This window comes from Burkholderia sp. 9779_493 (genome assembly GCF_015712215.1).
Classification (GTDB): Bacteria; Pseudomonadota; Gammaproteobacteria; order Burkholderiales; family Burkholderiaceae; genus Burkholderia; species Burkholderia cenocepacia.
The window spans coordinates 1-26,554 of sequence record NZ_JACCQA010000060.1; the positions used below are offsets into that span (position 1 = coordinate 1).

General features: G+C 67.0%; 23 protein-coding genes. 9 read left to right on the forward strand and 14 right to left on the reverse strand.

What is annotated here, in order from left to right; translation table 11 throughout:
• Window positions 1–1,188: 1,188 nt before the first annotated feature.
• From H0X95_RS33895 to H0X95_RS33905, 3 genes are all read right to left on the reverse strand, one after another.
• On the reverse strand, window positions 1,189–1,467 hold the full coding sequence (locus tag H0X95_RS33895) for an HU family DNA-binding protein (protein WP_059721203.1): 279 nt from the start codon (window positions 1,465–1,467) through the stop codon (window positions 1,189–1,191).
• A 336-nt stretch (window positions 1,468–1,803) separates the two neighbouring features.
• Window positions 1,804–2,856: a site-specific integrase gene (locus H0X95_RS33900; RefSeq protein WP_171984116.1), complete on the reverse strand. Its 1,053-nt coding sequence runs from the start codon at window positions 2,854–2,856 to the stop codon at window positions 1,804–1,806.
• A gap of 10 nt (window positions 2,857–2,866) precedes the next feature.
• Entirely contained in the window at window positions 2,867–3,160 is a 294-nt protein-coding gene (locus H0X95_RS33905; protein ID WP_059721205.1) for an Arm DNA-binding domain-containing protein, read from the reverse strand.
• A 300-nt stretch (window positions 3,161–3,460) separates the two neighbouring features.
• Between H0X95_RS33905 and msrB the strand changes: the two genes are divergently transcribed.
• From msrB to H0X95_RS33925, 4 genes are all read left to right on the forward strand, one after another.
• A complete protein-coding gene (gene msrB, locus H0X95_RS33910) occupies window positions 3,461–3,991 on the forward strand; it encodes a peptide-methionine (R)-S-oxide reductase MsrB (protein ID WP_059721206.1) in 531 nt (176 codons plus the stop codon).
• Window positions 3,992–4,022: 31 nt separating this feature from the next.
• Window positions 4,023–5,882: a cytochrome c biogenesis protein DipZ gene (locus H0X95_RS33915; protein WP_059721207.1), complete on the forward strand. Its 1,860-nt coding sequence runs from the start codon at window positions 4,023–4,025 to the stop codon at window positions 5,880–5,882.
• Window positions 5,883–5,943: 61 nt separating this feature from the next.
• Window positions 5,944–6,687: a peptide-methionine (S)-S-oxide reductase MsrA gene (gene msrA, locus H0X95_RS33920; RefSeq protein ID WP_059721208.1), complete on the forward strand. Its 744-nt coding sequence runs from the start codon at window positions 5,944–5,946 to the stop codon at window positions 6,685–6,687.
• 237 nt (window positions 6,688–6,924) lie between these two features.
• Complete coding sequence (locus H0X95_RS33925; RefSeq protein ID WP_006485640.1) at window positions 6,925–8,040, forward strand: aromatic ring-hydroxylating oxygenase subunit alpha; 1,116 nt, start codon at window positions 6,925–6,927, stop codon at window positions 8,038–8,040.
• Between the two features lie 33 nt (window positions 8,041–8,073).
• Here the strand turns inward: H0X95_RS33925 and H0X95_RS33930 are convergent, their stop codons facing one another.
• The 8 genes from H0X95_RS33930 to H0X95_RS33965 form a co-directional block, all read right to left on the reverse strand.
• The gene (locus tag H0X95_RS33930; protein WP_059721209.1) at window positions 8,074–8,463 is read right to left on the reverse strand and encodes a cytidine deaminase; all 390 of its coding nucleotides are present in this window, start codon (window positions 8,461–8,463) and stop codon (window positions 8,074–8,076) included.
• A gap of 25 nt (window positions 8,464–8,488) precedes the next feature.
• A complete protein-coding gene (gene deoA / locus H0X95_RS33935; protein ID WP_059721210.1) occupies window positions 8,489–9,805 on the reverse strand; it encodes a thymidine phosphorylase in 1,317 nt (438 codons plus the stop codon).
• Between the two features lie 33 nt (window positions 9,806–9,838).
• On the reverse strand, window positions 9,839–11,113 hold the full coding sequence (locus H0X95_RS33940; protein ID WP_006485647.1) for a NupC/NupG family nucleoside CNT transporter: 1,275 nt from the start codon (window positions 11,111–11,113) through the stop codon (window positions 9,839–9,841).
• A 248-nt stretch (window positions 11,114–11,361) separates the two neighbouring features.
• Window positions 11,362–12,819 carry a dihydropyrimidinase gene (hydA, locus tag H0X95_RS33945; protein WP_196446378.1) on the reverse strand — a complete coding sequence of 486 codons (1,458 nt, stop codon included), beginning with the start codon at window positions 12,817–12,819 and terminating at the stop codon, window positions 11,362–11,364.
• Between the two features lie 65 nt (window positions 12,820–12,884).
• Window positions 12,885–14,393, reverse strand: a complete 1,509-nt coding sequence (locus H0X95_RS33950; protein WP_034203769.1) for an NCS1 family nucleobase:cation symporter-1 — start codon at window positions 14,391–14,393, stop codon at window positions 12,885–12,887.
• 102 nt (window positions 14,394–14,495) lie between these two features.
• Window positions 14,496–15,812: an NAD-dependent dihydropyrimidine dehydrogenase subunit PreA gene (gene preA / locus H0X95_RS33955; RefSeq protein WP_059721211.1), complete on the reverse strand. Its 1,317-nt coding sequence runs from the start codon at window positions 15,810–15,812 to the stop codon at window positions 14,496–14,498.
• A 55-nt stretch (window positions 15,813–15,867) separates the two neighbouring features.
• Window positions 15,868–17,205 (reverse strand): NAD(P)-dependent oxidoreductase, encoded by a 1,338-nt coding sequence (locus H0X95_RS33960; protein ID WP_059721212.1) that lies wholly within the window; start codon window positions 17,203–17,205, stop codon window positions 15,868–15,870.
• 127 nt (window positions 17,206–17,332) lie between these two features.
• Window positions 17,333–18,613 (reverse strand): Zn-dependent hydrolase, encoded by a 1,281-nt coding sequence (locus H0X95_RS33965; protein ID WP_006498608.1) that lies wholly within the window; start codon window positions 18,611–18,613, stop codon window positions 17,333–17,335.
• Window positions 18,614–18,934: 321 nt separating this feature from the next.
• Between H0X95_RS33965 and H0X95_RS33970 the strand changes: the two genes are divergently transcribed.
• Window positions 18,935–19,627, forward strand: coding sequence for a TetR/AcrR family transcriptional regulator (locus tag H0X95_RS33970; protein ID WP_006485720.1), 693 nt, complete (start codon window positions 18,935–18,937; stop codon window positions 19,625–19,627).
• 108 nt (window positions 19,628–19,735) lie between these two features.
• Here H0X95_RS33970 and H0X95_RS33975 read toward each other — a convergent pair whose 3' ends face one another.
• Genes H0X95_RS33975 through H0X95_RS33985 form a run of 3 tightly spaced genes read right to left on the reverse strand, consistent with a single transcriptional unit; the run spans window position 19,736 to window position 23,393 of the window.
• A complete protein-coding gene (locus tag H0X95_RS33975; protein WP_059721213.1) occupies window positions 19,736–20,926 on the reverse strand; it encodes an acetyl-CoA C-acetyltransferase in 1,191 nt (396 codons plus the stop codon).
• A gap of 18 nt (window positions 20,927–20,944) precedes the next feature.
• Window positions 20,945–21,712 carry a 3-hydroxyacyl-CoA dehydrogenase gene (locus H0X95_RS33980; protein ID WP_006483642.1) on the reverse strand — a complete coding sequence of 256 codons (768 nt, stop codon included), beginning with the start codon at window positions 21,710–21,712 and terminating at the stop codon, window positions 20,945–20,947.
• 13 nt (window positions 21,713–21,725) lie between these two features.
• Entirely contained in the window at window positions 21,726–23,393 is a 1,668-nt protein-coding gene (locus tag H0X95_RS33985) for an acyl-CoA synthetase (RefSeq protein WP_059721214.1), read from the reverse strand.
• Between the two features lie 143 nt (window positions 23,394–23,536).
• On the opposite strand from H0X95_RS33985, the gene H0X95_RS33990 reads away from it, so the two are divergent.
• From H0X95_RS33990 to H0X95_RS34005, 4 genes are all read left to right on the forward strand, one after another.
• Window positions 23,537–24,541 (forward strand): AraC family transcriptional regulator, encoded by a 1,005-nt coding sequence (locus H0X95_RS33990; RefSeq protein ID WP_059721215.1) that lies wholly within the window; start codon window positions 23,537–23,539, stop codon window positions 24,539–24,541.
• A gap of 175 nt (window positions 24,542–24,716) precedes the next feature.
• A complete protein-coding gene (locus H0X95_RS33995) occupies window positions 24,717–25,316 on the forward strand; it encodes a hypothetical protein (RefSeq protein ID WP_196446379.1) in 600 nt (199 codons plus the stop codon).
• Between the two features lie 54 nt (window positions 25,317–25,370).
• On the forward strand, window positions 25,371–25,742 hold the full coding sequence (locus H0X95_RS34000; protein WP_059721216.1) for a nuclear transport factor 2 family protein: 372 nt from the start codon (window positions 25,371–25,373) through the stop codon (window positions 25,740–25,742).
• 140 nt (window positions 25,743–25,882) lie between these two features.
• Window positions 25,883–26,347, forward strand: coding sequence for a GNAT family N-acetyltransferase (locus tag H0X95_RS34005; RefSeq protein ID WP_195904295.1), 465 nt, complete (start codon window positions 25,883–25,885; stop codon window positions 26,345–26,347).
• Window positions 26,348–26,554 lie beyond the last annotated feature (207 nt).

Genomic DNA, 26,554 nt, shown 5'->3' on the forward strand with positions numbered 1-26,554 from the left:
TCGCACATCACCGATCATCTGGTGCGGGAGCAACATGTCGTGTCCCAATGACGTGTCAAGCTTGAGAAGCCGGTCTTGCTGAATCAACCCGCCTCGAATGAAATGCATTAGATTACGCACATCCATCCGCATACCTTTCTTTATCCCTACGCACGCTTGCTAAGTGGTAATTTCACTTTGCCCTCACACGCGAGTGTACAGAACGGCGGATCTCACGAATCTCAAAAATGGTTAATGCTGTCAAACCAACTTCTATCGCATTCCTACTTATTTGTCGGGTCGATAGAAAATTACATCCGCTTGAATGAATGGCTTATGTGTTGCGTGATACTCGAATACTTCGAAATCGAGATCGTTGAAGAAACGGGCAGCCGTAGGATCCAAGGGTATCCCTTTCTCCGCGTCGAGCATCTCGAGAGAGGTGAGGATTCCACTCGGAGAAATCGGCTGTACATACACGCTCAGGCACGCAGTAACGTTGATGGCTTCGAGAACCTGTCGCATGCATTCCATGCGTTTCAAGGTAGCGATGGACAGGCACTGCAGCAAGTTGCTCGTCATGGACAAGACGCAACGGTTCGAATGCAGTCCGCTCAGCGTCCGTTAAGGCCCACGAGCGCCCGCACTCTACCCGCGCAACGCATTGAGCGAGGGCGGAATCCGCGCAGCGATATAGTTCGGCATTGCAGTCCGCACGCGGGTAAAACGCAGGTGCGAGCATATTGGACAGCGTGGCGATCAACTCAACGTCGCCGCATCCGCCACATAGCGCTGCAAACGCGAGATGGTGCTTGAGCGACAAGCGGCGGATTTTGTCGGCGGGAAGTGGGTGCAATTGCGCTTCGTCATCGCGCGGCGGCGCACGGGACAGTGTTTTCGCATTGCTTAATCAACGGCCCAAACAACAGAACGAGTGGTCCAGCGGGTATCGCTGACGCCACGCGTCGGCGAAGCTCCGTTCCGCGTATACGAACTCACGAACAGCGGACGAGTCGCTATTGCTGGACTGAGGCGCGCTCCACGTTTGTCGCGAACTTGGAGCCGGTCTACCGAATTGTGCAGACACTGTCTGCACAATTCGGTAGACCGGCAAATCAAGTCAGACTCGTGCACCCGCACGAACGCGACGACACTGGCGTTCTCACGGAGGCGACCCCGCCTAGGCGGCCAGGCGCAACTCGCACGATGTCACGATCCGTTCACTGCGTCCTTAAACGCCTTACCGGCGGCGAACTTCACAGTATTTGCTGCGGCAATAGCGATCTCCTCGCCCGTCGTCGGATTGCGACCGGTACGCGCTGAGCGCTGCCCCCGCGAAAATGCCCCGAAGCCGATGAGCTGCACCGCTTCGTCGCGGCTCACCGCGTCCGTGATCGCATCCAGCACCGCCTGAACAGTTTTGCTCGCGTCGCTTTTGCTGACACCCGCGCCCGCGACGACCGCGTCGATGAGTTCCTGTTTGTTCATGGACTTGTCCGGATCATAAAGTCAAAGTCGCACCCTACCGCATCCAACGGTCAACACGCAAACCGCAGGGCGGCCGATGCAGCCAGTACCCGCCAGAACCTGCACTCTTCCGCTCGTGGCAACCTGCGCACTTACCACTGCGGACCACGGGCACGACCATCGGTACCCGGCGGCCACCGCACTTGCCCCTATAGGCGCCCCACACCGATGGAATGTCTCGAGGGAACAGGAATGAAGCACGGCATCCCCGTCGATTCTCGGGCACCTTTAACCGTGATAACTCGTATTATCAGGGTTACATATTCCCTCTTCCCTCTGCGGAGAAACGCTCCCCGACTACGGCGCGAACAGAAAGCGTACGTTTTCTGTACTCGTGCCAAGCAATACCGACAAACGGTCGCCCCATCGCCGCCACGCATCGCGCATCTGCGCGTCATAGTCGAACTGCAAATAGATTCGATCAAGCGGATCATTGCGCGCGTGGTTCAAGCATCGATGCACGATGCTTTCTGCGATGCCGAGCGACTGCATCATCGTTGCGCACGTCCGGCGCAGGTCATGACATTTCCATTGGCCACCCGGGACTGTGAGTGCATCGGTTGCCCTTGTGCGGCCTTCGGTAGGTGCATCCTTCGGGCGTTGCCGGTCATGGATCGCCCCGCAGGTCGTATGAATACTGACGTGCGGAAGTTTGCCCTTCTCCGACGGAAACACATATTCGCGGCGTGCGTCGCCTTCAGGCATGCCGGCGCGCACGACCTGCTGCGCTGCAAACTGTGCAAGAACGAAATCGGACAGATGAATCGTGATCGCCGCGTTCGACTTCGTGCGTTCCTTTGGAATTGTCCACGTCCGTGCCTTGAAGTCGAGATCGGTCCAGCGCGTCAGGAGCGTTTCGCCGACGCGTGTTCCGCACGCAAGCATCACCCATACCGCTGACTCAATGGAACGTGGAAGCCGCACGGCTGGAATCAGGTCACCGAGTAGTCGGATTTCGTCGTCCGTAAGCGTCCGGTTACGCTCATTGCCACGCACCGGGTCGTAATCACCTGAAACGACATCCTCTTTTGCAAGCGCGAGCACATCGCAATCGATCAGCAATCGCTTCCACGGCTGATTTCGTTCGCCCCACCGAATCATTTGCTGGATCGTGATCAACATCTCGACCGCTTGCCGGTTGTGTCCCCCGTCGGAAATCGCGGTAAGCAGCGGCAGAACGTTCGACGCAAACACGCCTGCGATCCTGTATGTACGGAGAGACGGCAGCATATGTTTTTCCATCGCACTTCGAAGCGACTTACCGCCATCCTTCCGGCCTTTCTTGCCGCGCTTCTTGTTGATGGTCGCGAACCACGCGTCGAATAAGTCGCCGAACGTGAGGTCCGCCATCGCCGCCTTTTTAAACCCTCGCCTGGCATTCACGCTTCTTCGCTTCGAGATAGTCCACACCGTCGTGCGCTTGTGAACGAATCGTCGCCGCCGCTGCGCGTGCATCCTCGAGGAACAGCTGCGCATCTGTGGTCGAGCGTGCCCACGCCTTGCCGAGCGGCTTGCCGTTGATGCTGGCGCGAACAAACCAGATCTTTCCGCCGGCCGGGCCGACACGCAGGAACAGTCCACGCCCATCCGACAGGAAATACCGCTTTCCGGTCGCCCTTGCGGCTTCGATTTGCCTGACCGTCAGTGCACCCATGATCGCCCTCCATTGATTTCGTCATCGGGTCGGCTCGTGCATCCCAAGCAGAGCCTGCCCCACACCACGAACACTAAAAAGACACTAAAAAGTTGCGGCTCGTGCGGGATTTCCGCGGAAGTGGACGGACCACGAATACCCTGCAAACCCTTGTCAGACGGGGCTTTGATGGATTTCACCGGACTTGGCCGGAACACCCGGAAAATAATCACAATTCATTTAACTTTCCGTGAGGACTTCGACACCGGCCGCTGCCTACGATGGGCGCATGTTTTCAGGACCTGCTTCCAGGAGCCCATCATGCCCACCCGCAGACATCTGCTGTTCGCCGGCGCCACCGGTCTCGCCGCGCTCGCGGCGCTGTCGTCCGCCGGCCGCCGCGCGCTGGTCGGCCGCGCGTTCGCCGCGCCGCCGGCCAGCTCATCGAAGGCCGCCCCGTTCGAGATCACGCTCAGCGACGCCGAATGGCATCGCCGGCTCACGCCCGCCCAATACACGGTCCTGCGCGAAGCCGGCACCGAGCGGCCGTACAGCAGCCCGCTGAACGCCGAGCACCGGCCCGGCACGTTCGCGTGCGCCGGCTGCGACCTCGCGCTGTTCTCGTCGGCCACCAAGTTCGACAGCCATACGGGCTGGCCGAGCTTCTGGAAACCGCTCGACCACGCGGTCGGCACCGACACCGACGCGTCGTTCGGGATGGTCCGCACCGAAGTGCACTGCCGCCGCTGCGGCGGCCATCTCGGCCATGTGTTCGACGACGGCCCGGCGCCGACCGGCCTGCGCTACTGCATGAACGGCGTCGCGCTCGCCTTCCACCCGGCTGCCGCCTGATCCGGCCCCCCGACCGACTGGAGAACGCATCATGCTGCTCATCGTCCTTGCCTATCTCGGCGGCGTGCTCACGATCCTGAGCCCGTGCATCCTGCCCGTGCTGCCGTTCGTGTTCGCGCGCGCCGACCAGCCGTTCGTGCGCACCGGCCTGCCGCTGCTCGCCGGCATGGCGCTCACGTTCGCCGTCGTCGCGACGCTCGCCGCCGTCGGCGGCGGCTGGGTCGCGCAGGCCAACCAGGCCGGCCGCTGGATCGCGATCGTGCTGCTCGCGGTGTTCGGCCTGACGCTGCTGATGCCGCGCTTCGCGGAACACCTGACGCGCCCGCTGGTCGCCGCCGGCAACCGGCTCACCGGATTCGCACAACGCGACGGCCGCCCGGCCGGCCCGGCGTCGTCGCTGCTGCTCGGCGTCGCGACGGGCCTGCTGTGGGCGCCGTGCGCGGGCCCGATCCTCGGTCTCGTGCTGACCGGCGCCGCATTGCGCGGCGCGAGCGTCGGCACGACGCTGCTGCTCGTCGCGTATGCGGCCGGCGCGGCGACCTCGCTCGGCGTCGCGCTCGTGATCGGCGGCAAGGTGTTCGCCGCGATGAAGCGCTCGCTCGGCGCCGGCGAATGGATCCGGCGCGGGATCGGCGCGGCGCTGCTGGCCGGTGTCGGCGCGATCGCGCTCGGCCTCGACACCGGCGCCCTGGCGCAGCTGTCGACCGTCACCACCGGCGGGCTCGAAACGAAGCTCGTCGACCGCCTCGGCGGGCGCTCGAACGGCGCGCCGGCGGCAACGCCGGCGACCGGCGCCGCCGACAACGCGACGGGCGGCGCGATGATGGCCGCCGCGACGGATGGCCCGCAGGCCGGCGGCGCTGCAATGGCCGGCAGCGCGATGATGCGCGCGGCCGGCGGGACCGCGGCCGCGCTGCCCGTCGAAGGTACGCTGCCGTCGCTCGACGGCGCGGTGCAGTGGCTGAACTCGCCGCCGCTGACGGCGGCCGGCCTGCGCGGCAAGGTCGTGCTGGTCGATTTCTGGACGTATTCGTGCATCAACTGCCTGCGCACGCTGCCGTACACGACCGCCTGGGCACGCAAATACGCGCCGTACGGACTCGTCGTGATCGGCGTGCACGCGCCGGAGTTCGCGTTCGAGCGCGACATCGGCAACGTGAAGAAGGCCGTGCACGACCTCGGCATCGACTACCCGGTCGCGATCGACAACGGCTATGCGATCTGGCGCGCATTCAACAACGAATACTGGCCCGCGCACTACTTCATCGACGCGCAAGGGCGGATCCGCCATCACCACTTCGGCGAAGGCGAATACGCACAGTCCGAACGCGCGATCCAGTCGCTGCTCGCCGAAGCCGGCCATCCGGACGCGCTGAACGTGCCGCTCGGGCTCGCCGGCGCGCCCGCGAAGGGTGCGCTCGCCGCCGCCGACAGCGCGGACGTCCGTTCGCCCGAAACCTACGTCGGCTATGCGCGCGCGGAAAGCTTCGCGTCGCCGGGCGGCGTCGTGCGCGACGCGGCGCACCGCTACGACGCGCCGGGCAGCCCGGATCTCAACGGCTGGGGTCTCGCGGGCACGTGGAACGTCGGCGCCGAACGCGCGTCGCTGGCCGCACCGGATGGCCGGATCGTCTACCGCTTCCATGCGCGCGACCTGCACCTCGTGCTCGGCCCCGGTGCGAACGGCCGGCCCGTGCGCTTTCGGGTGACGCTCGACGGCGCGGCGCCCGGGGCCGCGCATGGCGCCGACGTCGATGCGCAAGGCTACGGCACCGTCACCGGCCAGCGCCTGTACCAGCTCGTCCGGCAGCCGGGCGCGATCGCCGATCGCACATTCGCGATCGAGTTCCTCGATCCGGGCGTCGATGCGTACGCGTTCACGTTCGGTTGATTGCGCGCGCCACCGCCCTCCGAGCACCGGCTTTTTTCAACGCAGTCCGAAGGAGCAAGAGATGATCCCGATCCCCACCCGCGATGCCGCCGCACGACGGCGCGCGGCCATGCTGCGCCGCATCGGCGCCGTTGCCGTGGCAGCCGCCGCCGTGTTCGGCTACCAGCGCATCGTCAATTCCGCGGAGCCGATGCGCACCGTGCCCGCACCGACGCTCGACGAAACGCCCGGCGCGTCGCACGACGAAACGGCCGTGCTCGCCGGCGGCTGCTTCTGGGGCGTGCAGGGCGTGTTCGAGCACGTGAAGGGCGTGAAGCAGGTCACCGCCGGCTATGCGGGAGGCGCGTCCGAAACCGCGCACTACGCGCTCGTCGGCTCGGGGCTGACGGGGCACGCGGAATCGGTGCGGATCGTCTACGACCCGACGCAGATTACGTACGGCCGGCTGCTGCAGGTGTTCTTCTCGGTCGCGCACGACCCGACCGAGCTGAACCGGCAGGGCCCCGACGAAGGCTCGCAGTACCGGTCCGCGATCTTCCCGACCACCGCGCAGCAACGCGCGGTCGCGACCGCGTACATCGCGCAGCTCGGCAGCGCGCATGTGTTTCCGGCGCCCGTGGTCACGCGCGTGGAAGCCTACAAGGGGTTCTATCCGGCCGAGGCCTATCATCAGAACTACCTCGAACTGCATCCGGATGCGCCGTATATCGCGTTCAACGACCTGCCGAAGGTCGCCGGGCTGAAGCAGCGCTTCCCGGCGCTGTACCGTGCCGACGCGGTGCTGTGGCGCGAAGCGCGCTTGTGAGCCGCGGGTCACTCACCCTGCCGCGCGACGGGAGGCCGCCCGCCGCACTGCCGGGCCGGCCCGCCACGCCAGGCGCCGGCAGCGGCCGCTTTGCGCCGCATCAACGAATCGGCGGACGCGACGCCGGGGCAAACCCGCATCGCGTCCGCCGCGGCCGGCAACTTCGCGTAGACTTCTCCTGATCCTCGCCGCATGATGCGGCATCCGGACCACCCGCCCAGCCAGGAGGCGTCACGCATGCGCGCAGTGCCTTTGCCTGACAGCAATACCCTCGAAGAACCGTCCACCGGCGCGGTCGTGCGCGACCTGCGCCGCGTGCCCATTCACCCCGATCACTGGTACCCGCTCGCGTGGTCGCGCGAGCTCAAGCGCGGCAAGACGCTCGGCGTGCGCTTCGCCGGCGATCCGATCGTGCTCGTACGCACCGAATCGGGCGCCGTGTATGCGCTCGAAGATCGTTGCGCGCACCGCCAGGTGCCGCTGCACGCAGGCGTCGTGAGCGGCGAAACGCTGCGCTGCTGCTATCACGGCTGGACCTACGCGTGCGACAGCGGCCGCTGTGTCGACGTGCCCTACCTCGGCCGCGAACGCTTGCCCAACGGCGTGCGCGCGTATCCGTGCCGCGAGGCGCACGGGCTGATCTTCGTGTTCCCGGGCGACGCCACGCTCGCCGAGGCACGACCGTTCCCCGCGCTCGAATCGGCGGACGATCGAGCGTTCAAGACACGCCGCTTCGGCCGCGAAGTCAAGTGCCACTATTCGTTCATGCACGAGAACCTGATGGACATGAACCATCAGTTCCTGCACCGCAAGCAGATGGGCCAGATGCGCGCACGCTCCGTGGGCCGCCGCCGCGGCGACGACTGGGTCGAGGTCGACTACACGTTCGCGCGGATGGAAGGCAAGCAGCCGGTCGGCGAGGCGCTCGTGTTCGGTTCGAGCAAGAAGCCCGGCGACCAGGCCAACAAGAGCGTGATGACGGTGCGCACCGAGTATCCGTACCAGACGCTGCGGATCCGGTCGAGCGAAGGCACGCTCGTGATGGACCTGTGGATCGTCTACGTGCCGCTCGACGCCGAGCAGCGCACCAACCGCACGTTCGGGCTGCTGTCGATCCACAAGCCCGGCATCCCGTTCGCGCTCGATCTCGCGTGGCCGCTGCTCGTGTGGTTCACCGAGCGCATCTTCCGCGAGGATCGCTGGATCGTCGAACGAGAGCAGGAAGCGCATGACCGGCAGGGCGCCGACTGGAATCACGAGGTGTTCCCGGTCATCAACGAGCTGCGCGATCTGCTGCGCCAGTGCGGCGCGCGCACCGTGATCCCGATCCGCGACGCGCGTGACAGCGCATGAGGCGACGCGCGCGTCTCGCCGCGGCGCGTGCGGTTACAGCATGAACGCGCCCGGCAGCAACGCGCGGGCCGTCGTGATCTCGACGGTCCCTTTCAGGTTGGTCAGGATCACTTCGATGTCGGGCTTGCCGATCTCGATGATCACCTGACGACACGCGCCGCACGGCGCGATCGGGCCGTCCGTGTCGCCGACGACCGCGAGCCGCGCGAAATCCCCGGGCCGATAGCCGGCGGCGATCGCCGCGAACAACGCCGTGCGTTCCGCGCAATTGCACAGTCCGTACGACGCGTTCTCGACGTTGCAGCCGTGGAAAACCGTGCCGTCGCGCGCCTGCAGCGCCGCGCCGACCTTGAAGCGCGAGTACGGCGCATACGCGCGCTCGCGCGCCGCCTTCGCCTGTTCGATCAGTTCGTCTCGTTCCATCGTGGTGAGGCCTCCGGGAGCAGGGTCAGTCGACCCGCTGGTAAAGGGTCGGCGGCACTTCGCCCGTGTCGCCGAGCACGTAGCCGCGGCGAATCGCATCCGCCGCGTGCGCCGCGGTCGCTTCGTCGCGGGCGTGCACGAAACCGAGCGGCTCGCCGGCCTCGACGCGTTGCCCGATCTCCGCGAGCGCCGACAGGCCGACGCTGACGTCGATCGCATCCTCCGCGCGCGTGCGGCCGCCGCCGAGCGCGACCACCGCCAGCCCGAGCGCGCGGCAATCGACGCGCTGCACCACGCCGCTCGCAGGCGCCGGAACCGGCACGATCACCACCGCGCGCGCCAGATGCCGTGCGGGCGCGTCGAGCAGGTCGGCGGGGCCACCGAGCGCGACGACCATGCGCGCGAAACGCTCGGCCGCCGCGCCCGAATCGAGCGCCTGCTGCAGCTTCTCGCGCGCGTGGCCGACGTCGCGCGCCAGCCCGCCGGTCACGAGCAACTCGGCCGACAACGCCATCGTCACGTCGTGCAACCGCGCGGGACGCGACTTGCCGGTCAGGTAGTCGATCGCGCACGCAACCTCGAGCGCGTTGCCCGCGCACGGCGCGAGCGACTGGTTCATGTCGGTGAGGATCGCAGTCGTCTTCATGCCGGCGCCGTTGCCGACGTCGACGATGCTGCGGGCCAGTTCCGCCGATTTCTCCGCGGTCGGCATGAACGCGCCGGAGCCGACCTTGACGTCCATCACGAGCCCGTCGAGCCCGGCCGCGAGTTTCTTCGACAGGATCGACGCGGTGATCATCGCGACCGATTCGACGGTCGCCGTCACGTCGCGGATCGCATAGATGCGCTTGTCGGCCGGCGCGAGCCGCGCGGTCTGCCCGATGATCGCGACGCCGACCTCGCGCACCGTGCGACGAAACGCGTCCGTGGCGGGCATCACGTCGTAACCGGGAATCGCGCTGAGCTTGTCGAGCGTGCCGCCGGTGTGACCGAGCCCGCGCCCCGAGATCATCGGCACGTAGCCGCCGCACGCGGCCACCATCGGCCCGAGCATCAGCGACACGACGTCGCCGACGCCGCCCGTCGAATGCTTGTCGATCACCGGCCCGTCGAGATCGAGCGCGCGCCAGTCGAGCACGTCGCCCGAATCGCGCTGCGCGAGCGTCAGCGCGACGCGCTCGTCGGTGCTCAGGTCGTTGAAATACACGGCCATCGCGAACGCGGCCACCTGGCCCTCGGTCACGCTGCCGTCGGTCACGCCGCGCACGAACGCGGCCATCCCGTCGCGATCGAGCGGCTGCCCGTCGCGCTTCCTGCGAATGAATTCCTGCGGTAGAAACATCGTTGCCTCGCTTCGATCGGTCGGAGTCTACTGTCAATGCAGCGAGAAAAACAGGCCGGCAATCGCCGCGCTCATCAGGTTCGACAGCGTCGCCGCCGTCAGCGCGCGCAAGCCGAGGCGCGCGACGTCCGAGCGGCGCTCGGGCGCGACCGCGCTGAAGCCGCCGGCGAGAATCGCGATCGACGAGAAGTTCGCGAAGCCGCACAGCGCGAACGACACGATCGCGAGCGTCTTCGGGTCGAGCACCTGCAGGCCGGCCGCCGCCGCATGCGCGCCGCCCTTCAGGTACGGCGACAGGTCGCCGTACGCGACGAATTCGTTGAAGATCAGCTTCTCGCCGATGAAGTTGCCGGCCAGCGCCGCATCGTGCCACGGCACGCCGATGATCCACGCGAGCGGCGCGAACAGGTGGCCGATGATGCCGACCAGCGTGACCTGCGGAAAGCCCACGAACGCGGCCGCGCCACCGACGATCAGGTTCATCAGCGCGATGAGCCCGACGAACGCGATCAGCATTGCGCCGACGTTGATCGCGATGCGCAGCCCGACCGATGCACCGGAGGCGGCCGCCTCGATCACGTTGGCGGCGCGCTTGTCGTCGAAATCGAGACCGTCGACCACCACGCGGCTCGGTTCGACGGTCGGAAACAGCAGCTTGCCGAACAGCAGCCCGCCCGGCACCGCCATGAACGACGCGGCGAGCAGGTACTCCATCTTCACGCCGAGGCCGGCATATCCGACCAGCACCGAGCCCGCGACCGATGCCATCCCGCTCGCCATCACCGTGAAGATCTCGGCGCTCGTCATGTTGCGCACGAACGGCTTCACGAGCGCGGGCATCTCGCTTTGCCCGAGGAAGATCGTCGCGACGGCCGAACACGCCTCGATGCGGCTCACGCCGAGCACCCTGGCGAGCCCCGCACCGAGGATCGCGACGATCCACTTCATCACGCCGATGTAGTACAGCACCGAGATCAGCGCGGTGACGAAGATGATCATCGGCAGCACGCGCAGGCCGAACACGAACCCGCCGTCGCCGAACAACTGGAACATCCGTGCGTCGACCAGACCGCCGAACACGAACGCGATGCCGTGATTGCCCATGTCGAGCACGCGGTTGACGCCGTTCGCGGCCGCGGCCAGCGCCGCGCGACCCGACGGCACGAACAGCACGAGCGCGCCGATCGCGAACTGCGTGAGCAGCGCGGCGATCATGGTCCGCCCACTGACCGCGCGGCGGTTGTTCGACAGCAGATACGCGACCAGCAACAGAAACAGCATGCCGAGGAGACTGCGCAGAATATCCACCTTGTGCTCCTTTCTCACTATTTGAACTGTCCGGCGGGCGGCCCGTGCCCGCGACCCGCGTGATCGGGTTGGTGGATGTTACTCGCTCGATATGCACGCCGGCAACGTCGCCAAAATCGCCACGACCAATGGCGTCGATCGTTTCTTTTTTCGTGCTTCGACGACTTGATCAGTTGTTCTACCTACCTCGCGAAAACGCGCACGGGGCGCGCCGTTCGAACGGGCACGCCCCGCCTGCTACGCATCGCTCAACCCGCGCGTTCGACCGGATGGGGTTCGCGCAGCCGGTTCGCGATCCGCGCGGCCTCGTAGTAGCCGGCACCGGGCGGGCGCTTCAGGTAACGGCCCGCGCCGCGCACCGCGCGCAATTCGCCGTCGGCCCAGGCGAGTGCGCCGCGCGTGAGCGTGTGCGTCGCGACGCCCTGCACGGTCATCCCCTCGAACACGTTGAAGTCGACCTGCTGGTGATGCGTGTTCACCGAGATCGTCTTCGTCGCGGCCGGGTCCCATACGACGAGGTCGGCATCGGCGCCGACCTGCACGGCGCCCTTGCGTGGATACAGGTTGAAGATCTGCGCGGCATTGGTCGACGTGATCCGCACGAACTCGTTCGGCGTGATGCGGCCATGATTCACGCCGTGATGCCACAGCACCGACATGCGATCCTCGACGCCGCCGCAGCCGTTCGGGATCTTCGTGAAATCGTTGCGGCCCATCGCCTTCTGCGATGCGCAGAACACGCAGTGATCGGTCGCCGTCGTATGCAGCTGCCCCGACTGCAGCCCGCGCCACAGCGCCTCGCGATGCTCGGCCGAGCGGAACGGCGGGCTCATCACGTGGGCCGCCGCGCGCGTCCAGTCCGGGTCGCGATAGACGGCCTCGTCGATCACCAGGTGGCCCGGCAGCACTTCGCCGAACACACGCAGCCCTTCGCTGCGCGCGCGCGTGATCACGTCGACCGCATCCTTCGCCGACACGTGCACGATATACACGGGCACGCCGAGCACCTGCGCGATGCGGATCGCGCGGTTCGCGGCCTCGCCTTCCACCTCCGGCGGCCGCGACAGCGGATGCGCCTCCGGCCCCGTCATCCCGCGCGCGAGCAGCGCCTTTTGCAGCTGGAACACGAGCTCGCCATTCTCCGCGTGCACGGTCGGCAGCGCGCCGAGTTCGAGCGAACGCGTGAAGCTGTTCACGAGGATCTCGTCGTCGGCCATGATCGCGTTCTTGTACGCCATGAAGTGCTTGAAGCTCGACACGCCATGCTCGCGCACGAGCGTGCCCATGTCGCGGTGCACGCTGTCGTCCCACCACGTCACGGCCACGTGAAAGCCGTAATCGGAAGCCGATTTCTCGGCCCAGCCGCGCCATTCGTGGAATGCCTCCATCAGCGGCTGCTTCGGGCTCGGAATCACGAAGTCGATGATGCTCGTCGTGCCGCCCGCCAGCCCGGCGGCCGAGCCCGAGTAGAAATCGTCGCTCGCCCGCGTGCCCATGAACGGCAACTCCATGTGCGTATGCGGATCGATGCCGCCCGGCATCACGTACTGGTCGTGCGCGTCGACGACGGTCGCGCCGGCCGGCGCATCGATCTGCTCCGCGATCTGCAGGATCGTGCCGCCGGCCTGCGGGTCCGCGCAGAGCACGTCCGCGCGATAGGAACGGTCTGCATCGACCACGGTGCCGCCACGAATCAGGATTGCCATTTGCTTGCCTCCTCGTTGACTGTCGGGTGCCGCATGCCGCGTGCGAGTCGAAGCCGGCTCGCGCGTCATGCGCTCGCGATCTGCGCGCGCTGTCCGGCGCGCCACTTCATCCAGGTGCCGTACACGCCCGACGCCAGCACGAGGCCGACGAACCACGCGTACGTGTAAAGCGTGTTGAAGAACGCCGGCACGTTCGGGAACGACGCGGGAAACGCGGTATGCAGGAAGCCCGGCAGGTTCGGCAGCACGCCGACCGCGAGCGCGACCAGCGCGGCCGGGTTCCAGCCGCGCGCGTAGCTGAAGCCGCCGGCCTCGTCGAACAGCGCACGCGTGTCGAGCTGCGTGCCGCGAATCAGGAAGTAGTCGACCATCAGGATGCCCGCGACCGGCCCGAGCAACGCCGAATAGCCGACGAGCCAGGTGAAGATATAGCCGTCCGTCGTCGCGAGGATCTTCCACGGCATCATCACGATCGCGATCGTCGCGGTGATCATCCCGCCCGTGCGGTACGAGATCGCCTTCGGCCACAGGCTCGAGAAGTCGTACGCGGGGCCGACGAGATTCGCGGCGAGGTTGCAGCACATCGTGTCGAGCGTGAGGATCACGAGCGCGATGCCGACGCCGATGCCCGTCATCCGGCTCGTCAGGTCGATCGGATCCCAGATCGCGTTGCCGTAGATCACGACGGTTGCCGACGTCACGACGACCGACACCACCGACAGCAGCGCCATCGGCAGCGGCAGCCCGATCGACTGCCCGATCATCTGGTCGCGCTGCGAATGCGCGAAGCGCGTGAAATCCGGAATGTTCAGCGCGAGCGTCGCCCAGAAGCCGACCATCGCGGTCAGGCCCGGCCAGAAGGTCGCCCAGAACAGCCCGGCCTTCTTGCCGCCTGCCGCGAACTGCGACGGCGCCGACAGCATCGAGCCGAACCCGCCCGCCTTCGACGTCGCCCACCACACGAGCGCCACGCACATCACGACCTTGATCGGCGCGGACCAGCTTTCGAGCCAGCGGATCGAATCGGTGCCGTGCCAGATGAAGTACAGCTGCAGCGCCCAGAACACGAGGAAGCACGCGAGTTGCCCGAACGAGATGCCGACGAGCGGCAGCGCCGCGCCGTGCAGCGCATTGCCGGTCAGGATGTTCAGCAGCGTGTAGATCGCACTGCCGCCGAGCCAGGTCTGGATGCCGTACCAGCCGCAGGCGACGATCGCGCGCAACAGCGCCGGCAGCTTCGCGCCCTGCGTGCCGAACGACGCGCGCACGAGCACCGCATACGGAATCCCGTGCTTCGCGCCCGCATGGCCGATCAGCAGCATCGGCACGAGCACGATCAGGTTCCCGAGCAGCACCGTCATCACCGCCTGCCACGGCGACATGCCTTCCTGGATCAGCCCGGCCGCGAGCATGTACGACGCGATGTTCATCACCATCCCGACCCACAGCGCCGCGAAGTGGTACCACTTCCACGTGCGCTGCGCCGGCGTCGTCGGCGCGAGATCGTCGTTGTACAGGCTGCCGCCGTGCGCCGCGGCGCTGTCGGGATCGGCGGGATTCGCTGCGTGATTCATCGAACACACTCCACGAAAACGTCAACGCCGGCATCGTGCGATGCCGGCCCGGGTGGAACGAAAGGCGGCGATGCAGGATGACCCTGCCTCGCCGGACGCCGGTCAGGCAGCCTTCTTCGCGTGCTTATCCGGTGCCGCCGCGCCTGCACTCGCCCCCGCCTCCGCGCTCGCCGGATTGTTCGGATGCGTGGTCCAGTTCGCGTAGTCGCCCGAATCGACGCGCTCCATCGTGATGCATTGCTCGACCGGACACACATGCATGCAAAGATTGCACCCGACGCACGCCGAATCGACCACTTCGAAATGCCGCACGCCGTCCTTCGTCGCCGTGATCGCCTGGTGCGAGGTGTCCTCGCACGCGATATGGCACAGCCCGCACTGGATGCAGCGGTCCTGGTCGATGCGCGCCTTGATGTCGTACTTCAGGTTCAGGTATTTCCAGTCGGTGACGTTCGGCACCGCGCGGCCGCGGATGTCGTCGAGCGTCGCGTAGCCCTTCTCGTCCATCCAGTTCGACAGCCCGTCGGCGAGATCCGACACGATCCGGAAGCCGTAATGCATCGCGGCGGTGCACACCTGCACGCTGCCGGCGCCGAGCACCATGAACTCGGCCGCGTCGCGCCATGACGAGATGCCGCCGATGCCCGAGATCGGCAGGTCCGGCGTTTCCGGGTCGCGGGCGATTTCCGCGACCATGTTCAGCGCGATCGGCTTGACCGCCGGCCCGCAATAGCCGCCGTGCGTGCCCTTGCCGTCGACGGTCGGCATCGGCGCCATGTGGTCGAGATCGACCGCGACGATCGAGTTGATCGTGTTGATCAGCGACACGCCGTCCGCGCCGCCCTTGTACGCAGCGCGCGAGCCCATCCGGATGTCGCTGATGTTCGGTGTGAGCTTCACGAGGCACGGCAGCTTCGTGCCCTCCTTCACCCAGCGCGTGACCATCTCGACGTATTCGGGCACCTGCCCGACCGCCGCGCCCATCCCGCGCTCGCTCATCCCGTGCGGGCAACCGAAGTTGAGCTCGACCGCGTCGGCCCCGGTATCCTCGACGAGCGGCAGGATCCATTTCCAGTCGCGCTCGTTGCACGGCACCATCAGCGACACGATCAGCGCGCGGTCCGGCCAGTCGCGCTTCACCTGCGCGATCTCTCTCAGGTTCACGTCGAGCGGACGGTCGGTGATCAGCTCGATGTTGTTCAACCCCGCGATGCGCTGGCCGTTCCACTGCACGGCGCCGTAGCGCGAACTGACGTTGACGACGTGCGGGTCGAGCCCGAGCGTCTTCCAGACGACGCCGCCCCAGCCCGCCTCGAATGCGCGATTGACGTTGTAGGCCTTGTCGGTCGGTGGCGCGGACGCCAGCCAGAAGGGATTCGGCGAAGTGATGCCTGCGATGGTGCAGCGAAGATCGGCCATGTTCGGCTCCGTGAGAATGGGATCGTGTTCGGTGTGCCGGCGGGACGCCGCGCGTTCAGGCCGCCTTCGCGTCGCGCGCGGCGAGCGTCGCGTCGATCGACGCGGCCGCGCGCTTGCCGTCCTGCACGGCCTGCACCGTGAGATCGATGCCGTCGGTCGCCGCGCAGTCGCCGCCGGCCCACACGTCCGGCAGCGCCGTGCGCCCGTCCGCATCGACCGCGATCCGCGTGCGGTCCGAAGTCAGCAACGTGGCCGCGATGCCGTCCGGCACGAGCGTCTGGCCGATCGCCTTCAGCACCATGTCCGCATCGATGGTGAAGCGCTCGCCCGATGCGCCCTCGAATTCGACGCCCGTCACCTGCCCGTCCGTGCCCGCGATACGCACCGGCTTCGCGTGCGTGACGAGCGTGACGCCGCTCTTTTGCGCGAACTCGCGCTCGGCCCACGTCGCGCTCATCGCGTCGACGCCGCGCCGGTACACCATCGTCACGCGCTCGGCGCCGAGCTTGCGGCTCTGCACCGCCGCGTCGATCGCCGTATTGCCGCCGCCGATCACGACCACGCGCCGCCCGACCGGCACGTTCGCGAGCGCGTCGGCCTGCCGCACCTGCGCGATGAAATCGACCGCGTTCATCACGCCGCCCAGTTGCTCGCCGTCGATCGCGAGCGCGCGCACGCCACCGAGCCCCATCGCGAGGAATACCGCGTCATGCTGCTCGCGCAGCGCATCGAGCGTCACGTCGCGTCCGAGCGCCGCACCGGTTTGCAGCGTGATGCCGCCCACCGACAGCAGCCACTCGACCTCGCGTTGCGCGAAATCGTCGACGGTCTTGTACGCGGCGATCCCGTATTCGTTGAGGCCGCCGGCCTTCGGACGCGCGTCGAACAGCGTGACACGATGCCCGGCGAGCGCGAGCCGGTGCGCGCACGCGAGCCCGGCCGGCCCCGCGCCGACCACCGCCACATGGCGGCCCGTCTCCGGCGCGCGCCGGAACTGCACCGCGCCGGTCTGCATCGCCCAGTCGGTCGCATGCCGCTGCAGCGCGCCGATCGCGACCGGCTGCGCATCCTGATGGTTGCGCACGCAAGCGCCTTCACAGAGGATCTCGGTCGGGCACACACGTGCGCACATCCCGCCGAGCGGATTCGCGGACAGGATGTCGGTCGCGGCGCCTTTCAGGTTGCCGTTGCCGATCTTGCGGATGAAGCTCGGGATGTCGATCTGCGTCGGGCACGCGTGCACGCACGGTGCGTCGTAGCAGTAATGGCAGCGGCTCGCGGCGGCCGCCGCCGCGGTCGGATCGAGCAGCGGCGCGATATCGGCGAATTCGCACGAGAGTTGCGTGGACGACAGGCGATGCGCGGCGATATCGCCGGTTGGCTGGGTGGTCATACGCGTTCCTTCGGCTGGGTGGAGACAAAGCCGTCCCCGCCGGCTGCGAATGCACAGTCGGGGCGGTCATGCTTAGGCATGCAAATTTCTGACGACAGGCAGCCTCGCGGCTGCTACGGCCGATCCATCATGAAGCCGGCTCGCATGCGCGCGACAGCATCGCGTGCAGCAGCACGTTCGCGCCGGCCTCGATCCATGCGGGCGTCGCGTCCTCGATCTCGTTGTGGCTGATGCCGTCGACGCAGGGCACGAACACCATCGACGTCGGCGCGACCTGCGCGAGATAGCACGCGTCGTGGCCCGCGCCCGACACGATGTCGCGATGCGAATAGCCGAAGCGGTCGGCCGCGCCGCGCACGGCCGCCACGCACGCGGGATCGAACGCGACCGGCTTGTAGTAGAAAATCTGCTCGAGCTCGGTGTCGAGCCCGATGTCGGCCGCGATGCGTGCGACGCCGTCGCGCAGCGCCGCATCCATCTTCGCGAGCACGGCGTCGTCCGGATGACGGAAATCGACGGTGAAGAACACGCGGCCCGGAATCACGTTGCGCGAGTTCGGGTGGACCTGCATCATGCCGACCGTCGCACAGCCGAACGGCGCATGATCGAGGCCGATCCGGTTGACGAGATCGACCACGCGCGACGCACCAAGCAGCGCGTCGCGGCGGCGCGGCATCGGCGTCGGCCCCGCGTGCGCTTCCTGGCCGGTGAACGTGATCTCGTACCAGCGCTGCCCCTGCGCGTCGGTCACGACGCCGATCGTCTTGCATTCCGCTTCGAGAATCGGCCCCTGTTCGATATGCAGCTCGAACGCCGCGTGCAGCTTGCGCCCGCCGCACGGCACGTCGCCCGCATAACCGATGCGCGCCAGTTCCTCGCCGATCGTCTTGCCGTCGACGTCCTTGCGCGACAGCCCGTATTCGAGCGGGAACACGCCCGCGAACACGCCCGATGCGACCATCGCGGGCGCGAAGCGCGAACCCTCTTCATTGGTCCAGATCACGACCTCGACGGGATGCTCGGTCTCGATGCCGTGGTCGTTGAGACTGCGAATCACTTCGAGGCCGCCGAGCACGCCGTAGATGCCGTCGAAGCGTCCGCCGGTCGGCTGCGAATCCGCATGCGAGCCCGTGACGACCGGCGCGGCGTCGGCCACGCGGCCCGCGCGGCGCATGAACACGTTGCCCATCGTATCGACCGTCACCGTGCAGCCGGCCGCCTTCGCCCAGCCGACGATCAGGTCGCGGCCGGCCTTGTCGAGATCGGTCAGCGCGAGGCGGCACACGCCGCCTTTCGGCGTCGCGCCGATTTTCGCGACTTCCATCAGGCTGTCCCACAACCGCTTGCCGTCGACCTTGATCGACGTGTCGAAAGCTGCCCGCTTCACTGTTTCCGATACCGCGTTCATTCGTATCGCTCCTGTGGGGTCGGTGATGTCGTCAGCCCGGTCTGTGCCGGTGCGTGTGATGCCTGTTTCGAGGGCACACCGCCCGGATGCGGTGCATGTCCCCGTCGATTCGCGAAACGCACAAATCCTGTCCGATTGGACAGGTTTTAGACGATCAAAATGACCAGCGCAACGTCTTTCTTGCGTGACGCGATGGAGCGAGAAACGTGCCACCGCAACGCAGCATCGTGGTGGAATCGCGGCATCCGGATGCGTGCGCGCGATGCGAATCAGCAGCTAGAATGAAGCCCAACGCGGCATGGCCGCCGCGCGAGGGACACGATGAGACATGACGAGGCGGCGATCGAAGCCACCGACCGGGACGAAACGCCCGCGCCTTTGCGGCGACGCAAGGCACACATTCGCGAGTCCAACGAAGCCCATCTGCTCGCGTGCGCGGAAGCCGTATTCGCGGAACGCGGGCTCGCCGGCGCCAGCACCGCGATGATCGCGGAGCGCGCGGGCCTGCCGAAGGCGAATGTGCACTACTACTTCCCGACCAAGCTTGCGCTGTACCGCCGCGTGCTCGACGACCTGTTCGAGGACTGGCATCGCGCGGCCGGCTCGTTCGAGGCCGGCGACGATCCGGTGGAGGCGATCGGCAGCTACGTGCGCGCGAAGATGGCGCTGTCGCAGCGGCGCCCGCTCGGCTCGAAGGTCTGGGCCAACGAGATCATCCACGGCGCGGAACACATGCAGGACATCCTGTCGCAACGCGTGAAGCCGTGGTTCGACGCGCGCATCAACGTGATCGACGGCTGGATCGCGCGCGGACTGCTCGCGCCGATCGACCCGCATGCGCTGATGTACCTGATCTGGGCGACCACGCAGCACTATGCGGATTTCGATGCGCAGATTCGCGCGCTGAGCGGCAAGCGCGCGTTCACGAAGAAGGCGTTCGACGACAGGACCGAACAGGTCGTGCAACTCGTGATTCGCGCATGCGGCGCGGTATCGCCGAACGCGAAGTCGTAGCGCGACACGGCGATCAACCAAATAAAAACGGGCGGCGCGCACCACACGGAAGGTCCCGTGCGATACGCGCCGCCCGCGATGCCACGGACGGACGAACGATGCGTCGCGTTACGCGAGGCGCTCGATCGCGACGGCCGTCGCTTCGCCGCCGCCGATGCACAGCGATGCGACGCCGCGCTTCAAGCCGTACGTTTCGAGCGCGGCCAGCAGCGTCACCATCACGCGCGCACCCGATGCGCCGATCGGATGCCCGAGCGCGCATGCGCCGCCGTGCACGTTGACCTTCTCGTGCGGCAGGTCGAGGTCGCGCATCGCGGCCATCGGCACCACCGCGAACGCTTCGTTGATCTCGAACAGGTCGACGTCGTGCAGGTTCCAGCCGGTTTTCTCCGACAGCTTGCGCAGCGCGCCAATCGGCGCGGTCGCGAACAGGCCGGGCTTGTCCGCATGAGTCGAATGCCCGACGATCACGGCCTTCGGCGTGAGGCCGAGGCGCTCGGCTTCCGAACGACGCATCATCACGAGCGCGGCCGCGCCATCCGAAATCGACGAGGCGTTCGCGGCCGTCACCGTGCCGCCATCGCGAAACGCCGGCTTCAGCGTCGGGATCTTGTCGAGTTTCGCCTTGCCCGGCTGCTCGTCGATCGACACGACGCTTTCCGTCTTGCCGGCCTTCACGGTCACCGGCGCGATTTCCGACACGAAACGCCCTTCCGCGATCGCGCGCTGCGCCCGCGTCAGCGACGCAATCGCGAACGCATCCTGCGCTTCGCGCGTGAACTGGTAGGCCTGTGCACAATCCTCGGCGAAGGTACCCATCAGGCGGCCCTTTTCATACGCGTCCTCGAGCCCGTCGAGGAACATGTGGTCGAGCACCTGCCCATGACCCATGCGCATGCCCGCGCGCGCCTTCGGCAGCAGGTACGGCGCATTCGTCATGCTCTCCATCCCGCCCGCCACGGCCACGCCCGCCGAACCCGCCAGCAGCAGGTCGTGCGCGAACATCGCGGCCTTCATCCCGGAGCCGCACATCTTGTTGACCGTGGTCGCACCCGCGGCGAGCGGCAGCCCGGCCTTCAGCGCGGCCTGGCGCGCCGGCGCCTGGCCCTGGCCGGCCGGCAGCACGCAGCCGAACACGATCTCGTCGATGCGCTCGGCGGACACGTTCGCGCGCTCGAGCGCGGCGCGAATCGCCACCGCGCCAAGGTCGCTCGCGCTGGCCGCCGCCAGGTCGCCCTGAAAACCGCCCATCGGCGTGCGCGCCGCGCCCACGATTACGATCGGATCCTGAGTCGTCATGATTCGTTTCCTCCAGTGTCAGCGCGGTGCCATGCGCAACGCGCCATCGAGACGGATGACTTCGCCGTTCAACATCGTGTTCTCGGCGATGTGGCGCACCAGCGCCGCAAATTCTTCCGGGCGGCCGAGCCGCGGCGGGAACGGCACGCTCTTGCCGAGCGCGTCCTGCACGTCCTGCGGCATGCCGGCCATCATCGGCGTCGCGAAGATGCCGGGCGCGACCGTCACGACGCGAATGCCGAAGCGCGCGAGCTCGCGTGCGATCGGCAGCGTCATGCCAACCACGCCGCTCTTCGACGCCGCATACGCAGCCTGTCCGATCTGCCCGTCGAACGCCGCGACCGATGCGGTATTGACGATCACGCCGCGCTCGCCTTCCGCGTCAGCGTCCTGCTTCGACATCGCTTCGGCGGCCAGCCGGATCATGTTGAACGTGCCGACCAGATTGATCGACACCGCGCGCGCGAAGCGGTCGAGCGAATGCGGGCCGTCGCGGCCGACGACCTTCTCGCCCGGCGCGACGCCCGCGCAGTTGACGAGCACGTCGACGCGGCCGAACGCGTCGCGCGCGGCCGCGACGGCGGCCTGACCATCGGCTTCGCTCGTCACGTCGGTCTTCACGAAGCGCGCGGCCGCGCCGAGTTCGTTCGCGAGGCTCGTGCCCGCCTCGTCATTGACGTCCAGCAGCACGGCTTTGCCGCCCTGCGCGACGACCATGCGCGCCACAGCGGCGCCGAGGCCGGAACCGGCACCGGTAATCAGAAAAACGCGATCCTTGATATTCATTCGCAGTCCGTATTCAGGGTTGAGCGGCCTTCTCGGCTTCCATCTTGCGCAACACGAAGCGCTGGATCTTGCCGCTCGGGGTTTTCGGCAGCGCGTCGACGAAGTCGATCGCGCGCGGATAAGCGTGAGCGGACAGCCGCCGCTTCACGTGCAGACTCAATTCCTCGGCCAGTTCCGGCGTGCCGTCGAACCCTTTCGACAGGACGACGAACGCCTTCACGATCTCCGTGCGCTCCGGATCGGGCACACCGATCACGGCAGCCTCGCTGACGGCCGGATGCTCGATCAGCGCACTTTCCACGTCGAACGGGCCGATCCGGTAGCCGGACGACGTGATCACGTCGTCCGCGCGGCCGATGAAGCTCACGGTGCCATCCGGCTCCAGCTCGACGTTGTCGCCGGTCCGGTAGTAGCCGCCCGCGATCGCCGGCGTGTCCTGCTGCCAGTAGCCGCGGAACCACAGCAGCGGCGAGCGCGCGATGTCGATCGCGAGGTTGCCGGGCTCGCCGGGGCCAAGCTCCCGGCCGGCTTCGTCGAGCACCGCGACACGGTAGCCCGGCATCGCGAGGCCGGCCGAACCGGCATGGATGACGTGCGTGAGGCCGTGATGATTGTTGACGACCATCCCGAGTTCGGTCTGGCCGTAGTGGTCATGGATCGGCGCGCCGAGCGCCGCGTGGAACCAGCGCACGACTTCGGGATTCAGCGGCTCGCCGGCACTGCTGACCACGCGCAGCTGGCCTTTCAGCCGTGCGGCCGCTTCGTTGCCGGCCGCCATCAGCATCCGGTACGCGGTCGGTGAACCGGCGAGGCTCGTGATGCCGAGTCGCTCGATCACGTCATAGGTGCTGTCGACCGTGAAGCTGCCCTCGTACAGCGTCGTCGCATGACCGAGGAGCAGCGGGCCGGTGATCGCGTAATAGAGCCCGTACGCCCAGCCCGGATCGGCGATGTTCCAGAACCGGTCGCTCGCGCGCAGGTCGACCGCTTCGCGCATGTACGCGCCGAACGCGAGCAGCGCGTACAGCGGCACCGGCACGCCCTTCGGCAGGCCCGTCGTGCCCGACGTCGACATCATCATGAACAGGTCCGACCCCTTGCGCAGCACCGGCTCGAACGTATCGGACTGCGCAGCGAGCGCCGCGCGGAAATCGATGTCGTGAGCCGGCAGCGTCTCGCCTGCTTCGCGCACCGTCGCGACCGCCGGACAGTCGGCAATTTCGTCGAGCTTCGCGCGATTCGCGACGTTGGTCACGACCAGCCGCGCGCCGCTCATGCGCAGCCGGTGCTCGATCGCTTTCGGGCCGAACGCGGTAAACAGCGGCTGGTACACGGCGCCCGCGCGCCACGTGCCGAGGATCGTCGCGACGAGTTCCGGCGTGCGCGGCAGCATGCCGGCCACCACGTCGCCCGGCTTCACGCCCTGCGCGACGAGCAGGTGCGCGACCCGGGCCGACAACGCCTGCATCTGCGCGAAGGTGACGCGATGGTGCTGGCCGCCGGCGTCGATCCAGTCGAGCGCGATCGCGTCCGCCTTCGCGTGCCGGTCGCAGCATTCGACACACGCGTTCAGGCCGCGCTCCAGGTCGCCGTCCAGTTGCGCGGCGGCGGTCTCGATACTGAACCGGGCCACGGCGTCGGCGTAGGCCGGCACCGCCCGGGCGGTAGCTCCTTCAGGCATGCGTGTCTCCTGTGCGTTATGGCCGCCGGCGAGCCAGGGGCGCGACGGGGATACATCGATAGTAGACAGCCCCTACATTGCAATCAATGACAAACGGAATCTAGAATCGTGATCGCTTTTGCCATGTCGGAGGACGCAGGAAAATGGGGCCGCAGATGATTTCGCCGGATTTCGTCGACGATGCGCTTGCGTGCCTGCGCCGGCGCGGCCTGCCGACCGTGCCCGTGCTGCGTGCCGCGGGGCTGCCGGCCGCCGTGCACGAGCCCGTCACGCCGCAGCAGTACGGCCGGCTGTGGCTCGCGATCGCCGGTGCGCTCGACGACGAGTTCTTCGGACTCGCCGCGCGCCCGATGCGGCGCGGCAGCTTCACGCTGCTGTGCCACGCGGTGCTGCATGCCGGCACGCTCGACAAGGCGCTGCGGCGCGCGCTGAAGTTTCTGCGCGTGGTGCTCGACGAGCCGCACGGCGAGCTCGTGGTGGCCGACGGGCAGGCGCAGATCGTGCTGGCGCAATCGGGCGCGCCGTACCCGGCGTTCGCGTACCGGACGTTCTGGCTGATCCTGCTCGGCGTCGCGTGTTGGCTGATCGGCCGGCGCATCCCGCTGCAGCGCATCGATTTCGCGTGCCCGAGCGCCGGCCAGCGCAGCGACTATCACCAGTTCTTCGGCGTCCCCGTGCATTTCGACCGGCCCGACAGCCGGCTCGCGTTCAACGCCGCGTACCTCGCGCTGCCGACGATCCGTTCGGAGCAGGCGCTGAAGACCTTCCTGCGCGGCGCGCCCGGCAACCTGCTCGTGCGCTACCGGCACGACACGGGCTGGGTCGCGAAGACGCGTGCGCATCTCAAGGCGCGGCCGGCCGCCGAATGGCCCGACTTCGACACACTGGCCGTGCGCCTCGACACGACGCCCGCGACGCTGCGGCGGCGTTTGCGCAGCGAAGGGCAAAGCTTCGCGGCGATCAAGGACGAGTTGCGCGGCGCGCTCGCGCAGTCGCTGCTGCGCGGGCACGCGCTCAGCGTCGCGGAGATCGCGGCCGAGCTCGGCTTCACCGAGCCGAGCGCGTTTCATCGCGCGTTCCGGAAATGGACGGGGACGAGCCCCGGTGCCTTCCGGCGCGACGTGCATGCGGCTCAGGCGGAGTCTTGAATGGCTGATGGATGTGGAGCGCCTCGTCATGTGCCGTCGATACGCTCCAGTCCGGTTTCTTCTGCGTTCCGGTGCGAATCCGCGCAGCGTTCACCGCACCGCGGAGCCGGCACGACGTTGCGCCGCGATCCGTCAGACCACATACTGGTCGGCCAGTCCGGACGAGGTTGCGTCGATGGTGAATGTCGATCAGGGCGCCGCTTCGATCTTCGGCGCGATCGGAACGGCCGTGTCGTTGCTGGCGGCGATTCCTTACGCGCTCGCGATCTATCGGCGCACCGTGCGCCCGCATCTGTTCACGTGGCTCGTGTGGTCGGTCGTCACGGCGATCGCGGCTGCCGGCCAGTTCGTCGCGGGCGCGGGGCCGTCCGCGTGGTGCACGGCGGCGATCGCCGTCACGTGCTTTCTGACGCTGATCGCCAGCCTGTTTCGCGGCGAACGCGGCTGGACGGGCCTCGACTGGCTGTTTCTGTGCGCGGCCCTGTCGGCCATTCCGCTGTGGAAGCTGATCGACGATCCGACGGTGTCGATCTGTCTGGTTACGCTGATCGAGCTTGCCGGCCTCGGCCCGACCGTGCGCAAGACGATCCGCGATCCGTGGAGCGAGAGCCTCGCGTATTTCGCGCTATGCGTGCTCAAGTACGCACTGGCGCTGCTGGCACTGAGCACGTGGAGTGTCGCGGTCGCGTTCTATCCGGCCGTCAATCTCATCGCGTCGATCGGCATCTGCATGGTGATGCTGGTCCGGCGTCAGTCGTTGTCGAACGCGCGGTAGGCTGCGTTTGTCACCGCCATGCCGCTCCCCTTCCGAAATGATGCGAGGCCTGACATGGATGCAATCCGTACCGTCATCGAACCCTATGAGACCGCGCTCCGCACAGCGATGCTGAGCAACGACGTCGAAGCGCTCGACGCGCTGCTGGACGACGATCTGGTATTCACCGCCCCGACCGGCCAGGTCATCTCCAAGGAGGACGACCTCACCGCGCATCGGGCGAAGCTTCTGCGTCTCGACACACTCGACGTCCTCGAGAGGCGCGCATGCGCGATCGACGAGGTGATCCTGACCACGACGCGAGCGACTCTCGCCGGACATTTCGATGGCGCGGCATTCGCCGGCACGTTTGCCTACACGCGTGTCTGGCGTCGATCGGGCGCCCACTGGCGTGTCGTCGCCGGACATGCGTCGCAGGTCATGTAACTGCGACGGGCGTGTGGGGATGCATAGTGTCGAGCAAAGCCGCTGCGAGCAGCCGGCCGTCGACCGGACGGTGAGATGCCGCGATCCTGACGATGCACTGATGAAGGCGCGACACGGTGTCGGCAATGACGAGAGACGAAATGCACAAGCTATTTACCGTGCGTTCCGCGCGTGCCGCGGACGCAGACGAACTCACGCGACTGGCGCGCCTGTCGAAAGCGCACGGGGGCTATCCGAAGGAATGGCTGGACGTGTGGCAAAACGATCTCACGATCTCGCCGGAGACGATCGAAGGGGCGATCGGTTATGTCGCGGAATCAGGCGAGTCGATCATCGGGTTCTGGATCCGAGCATCGTTGAATTCGGATCGACCAACACCCGGATGGCTGTTCGTTCATCCCGATCACATGGGTCAGGGCGTCGCCCGTGCGCTGTGGGAATCAGTTCGGACCGAGGCCGCTGCGAGAGGAATCAAGCGCTTTGTGATCGAAGCAGATCCCAATGCCGCGCCGTTCTATCTGACACTGGGGGCTGAAAAGATCGGCGAAAAGGAATCGAGCGCTATCCCGGGCAGATTTTTTCCGATCTTGCGGATCATGGTCTGATGGGTGAGGAGATCGCAGCAAGATGGCTCACTGCGTACGGTTGACGGGATTGGGCTACCGACTGCGGCAAGCATGCTTTTTGGCGCGCCAATGCAAAAACCCCCGCCTTTCGGGCGGGGGTTTCTGGCTTAGGGAGCCTGACGATTACCTACTTTCACACGGGAATCCGCACTATCATCGGCGTAGAGTCGTTTCACGGTCCTGTTC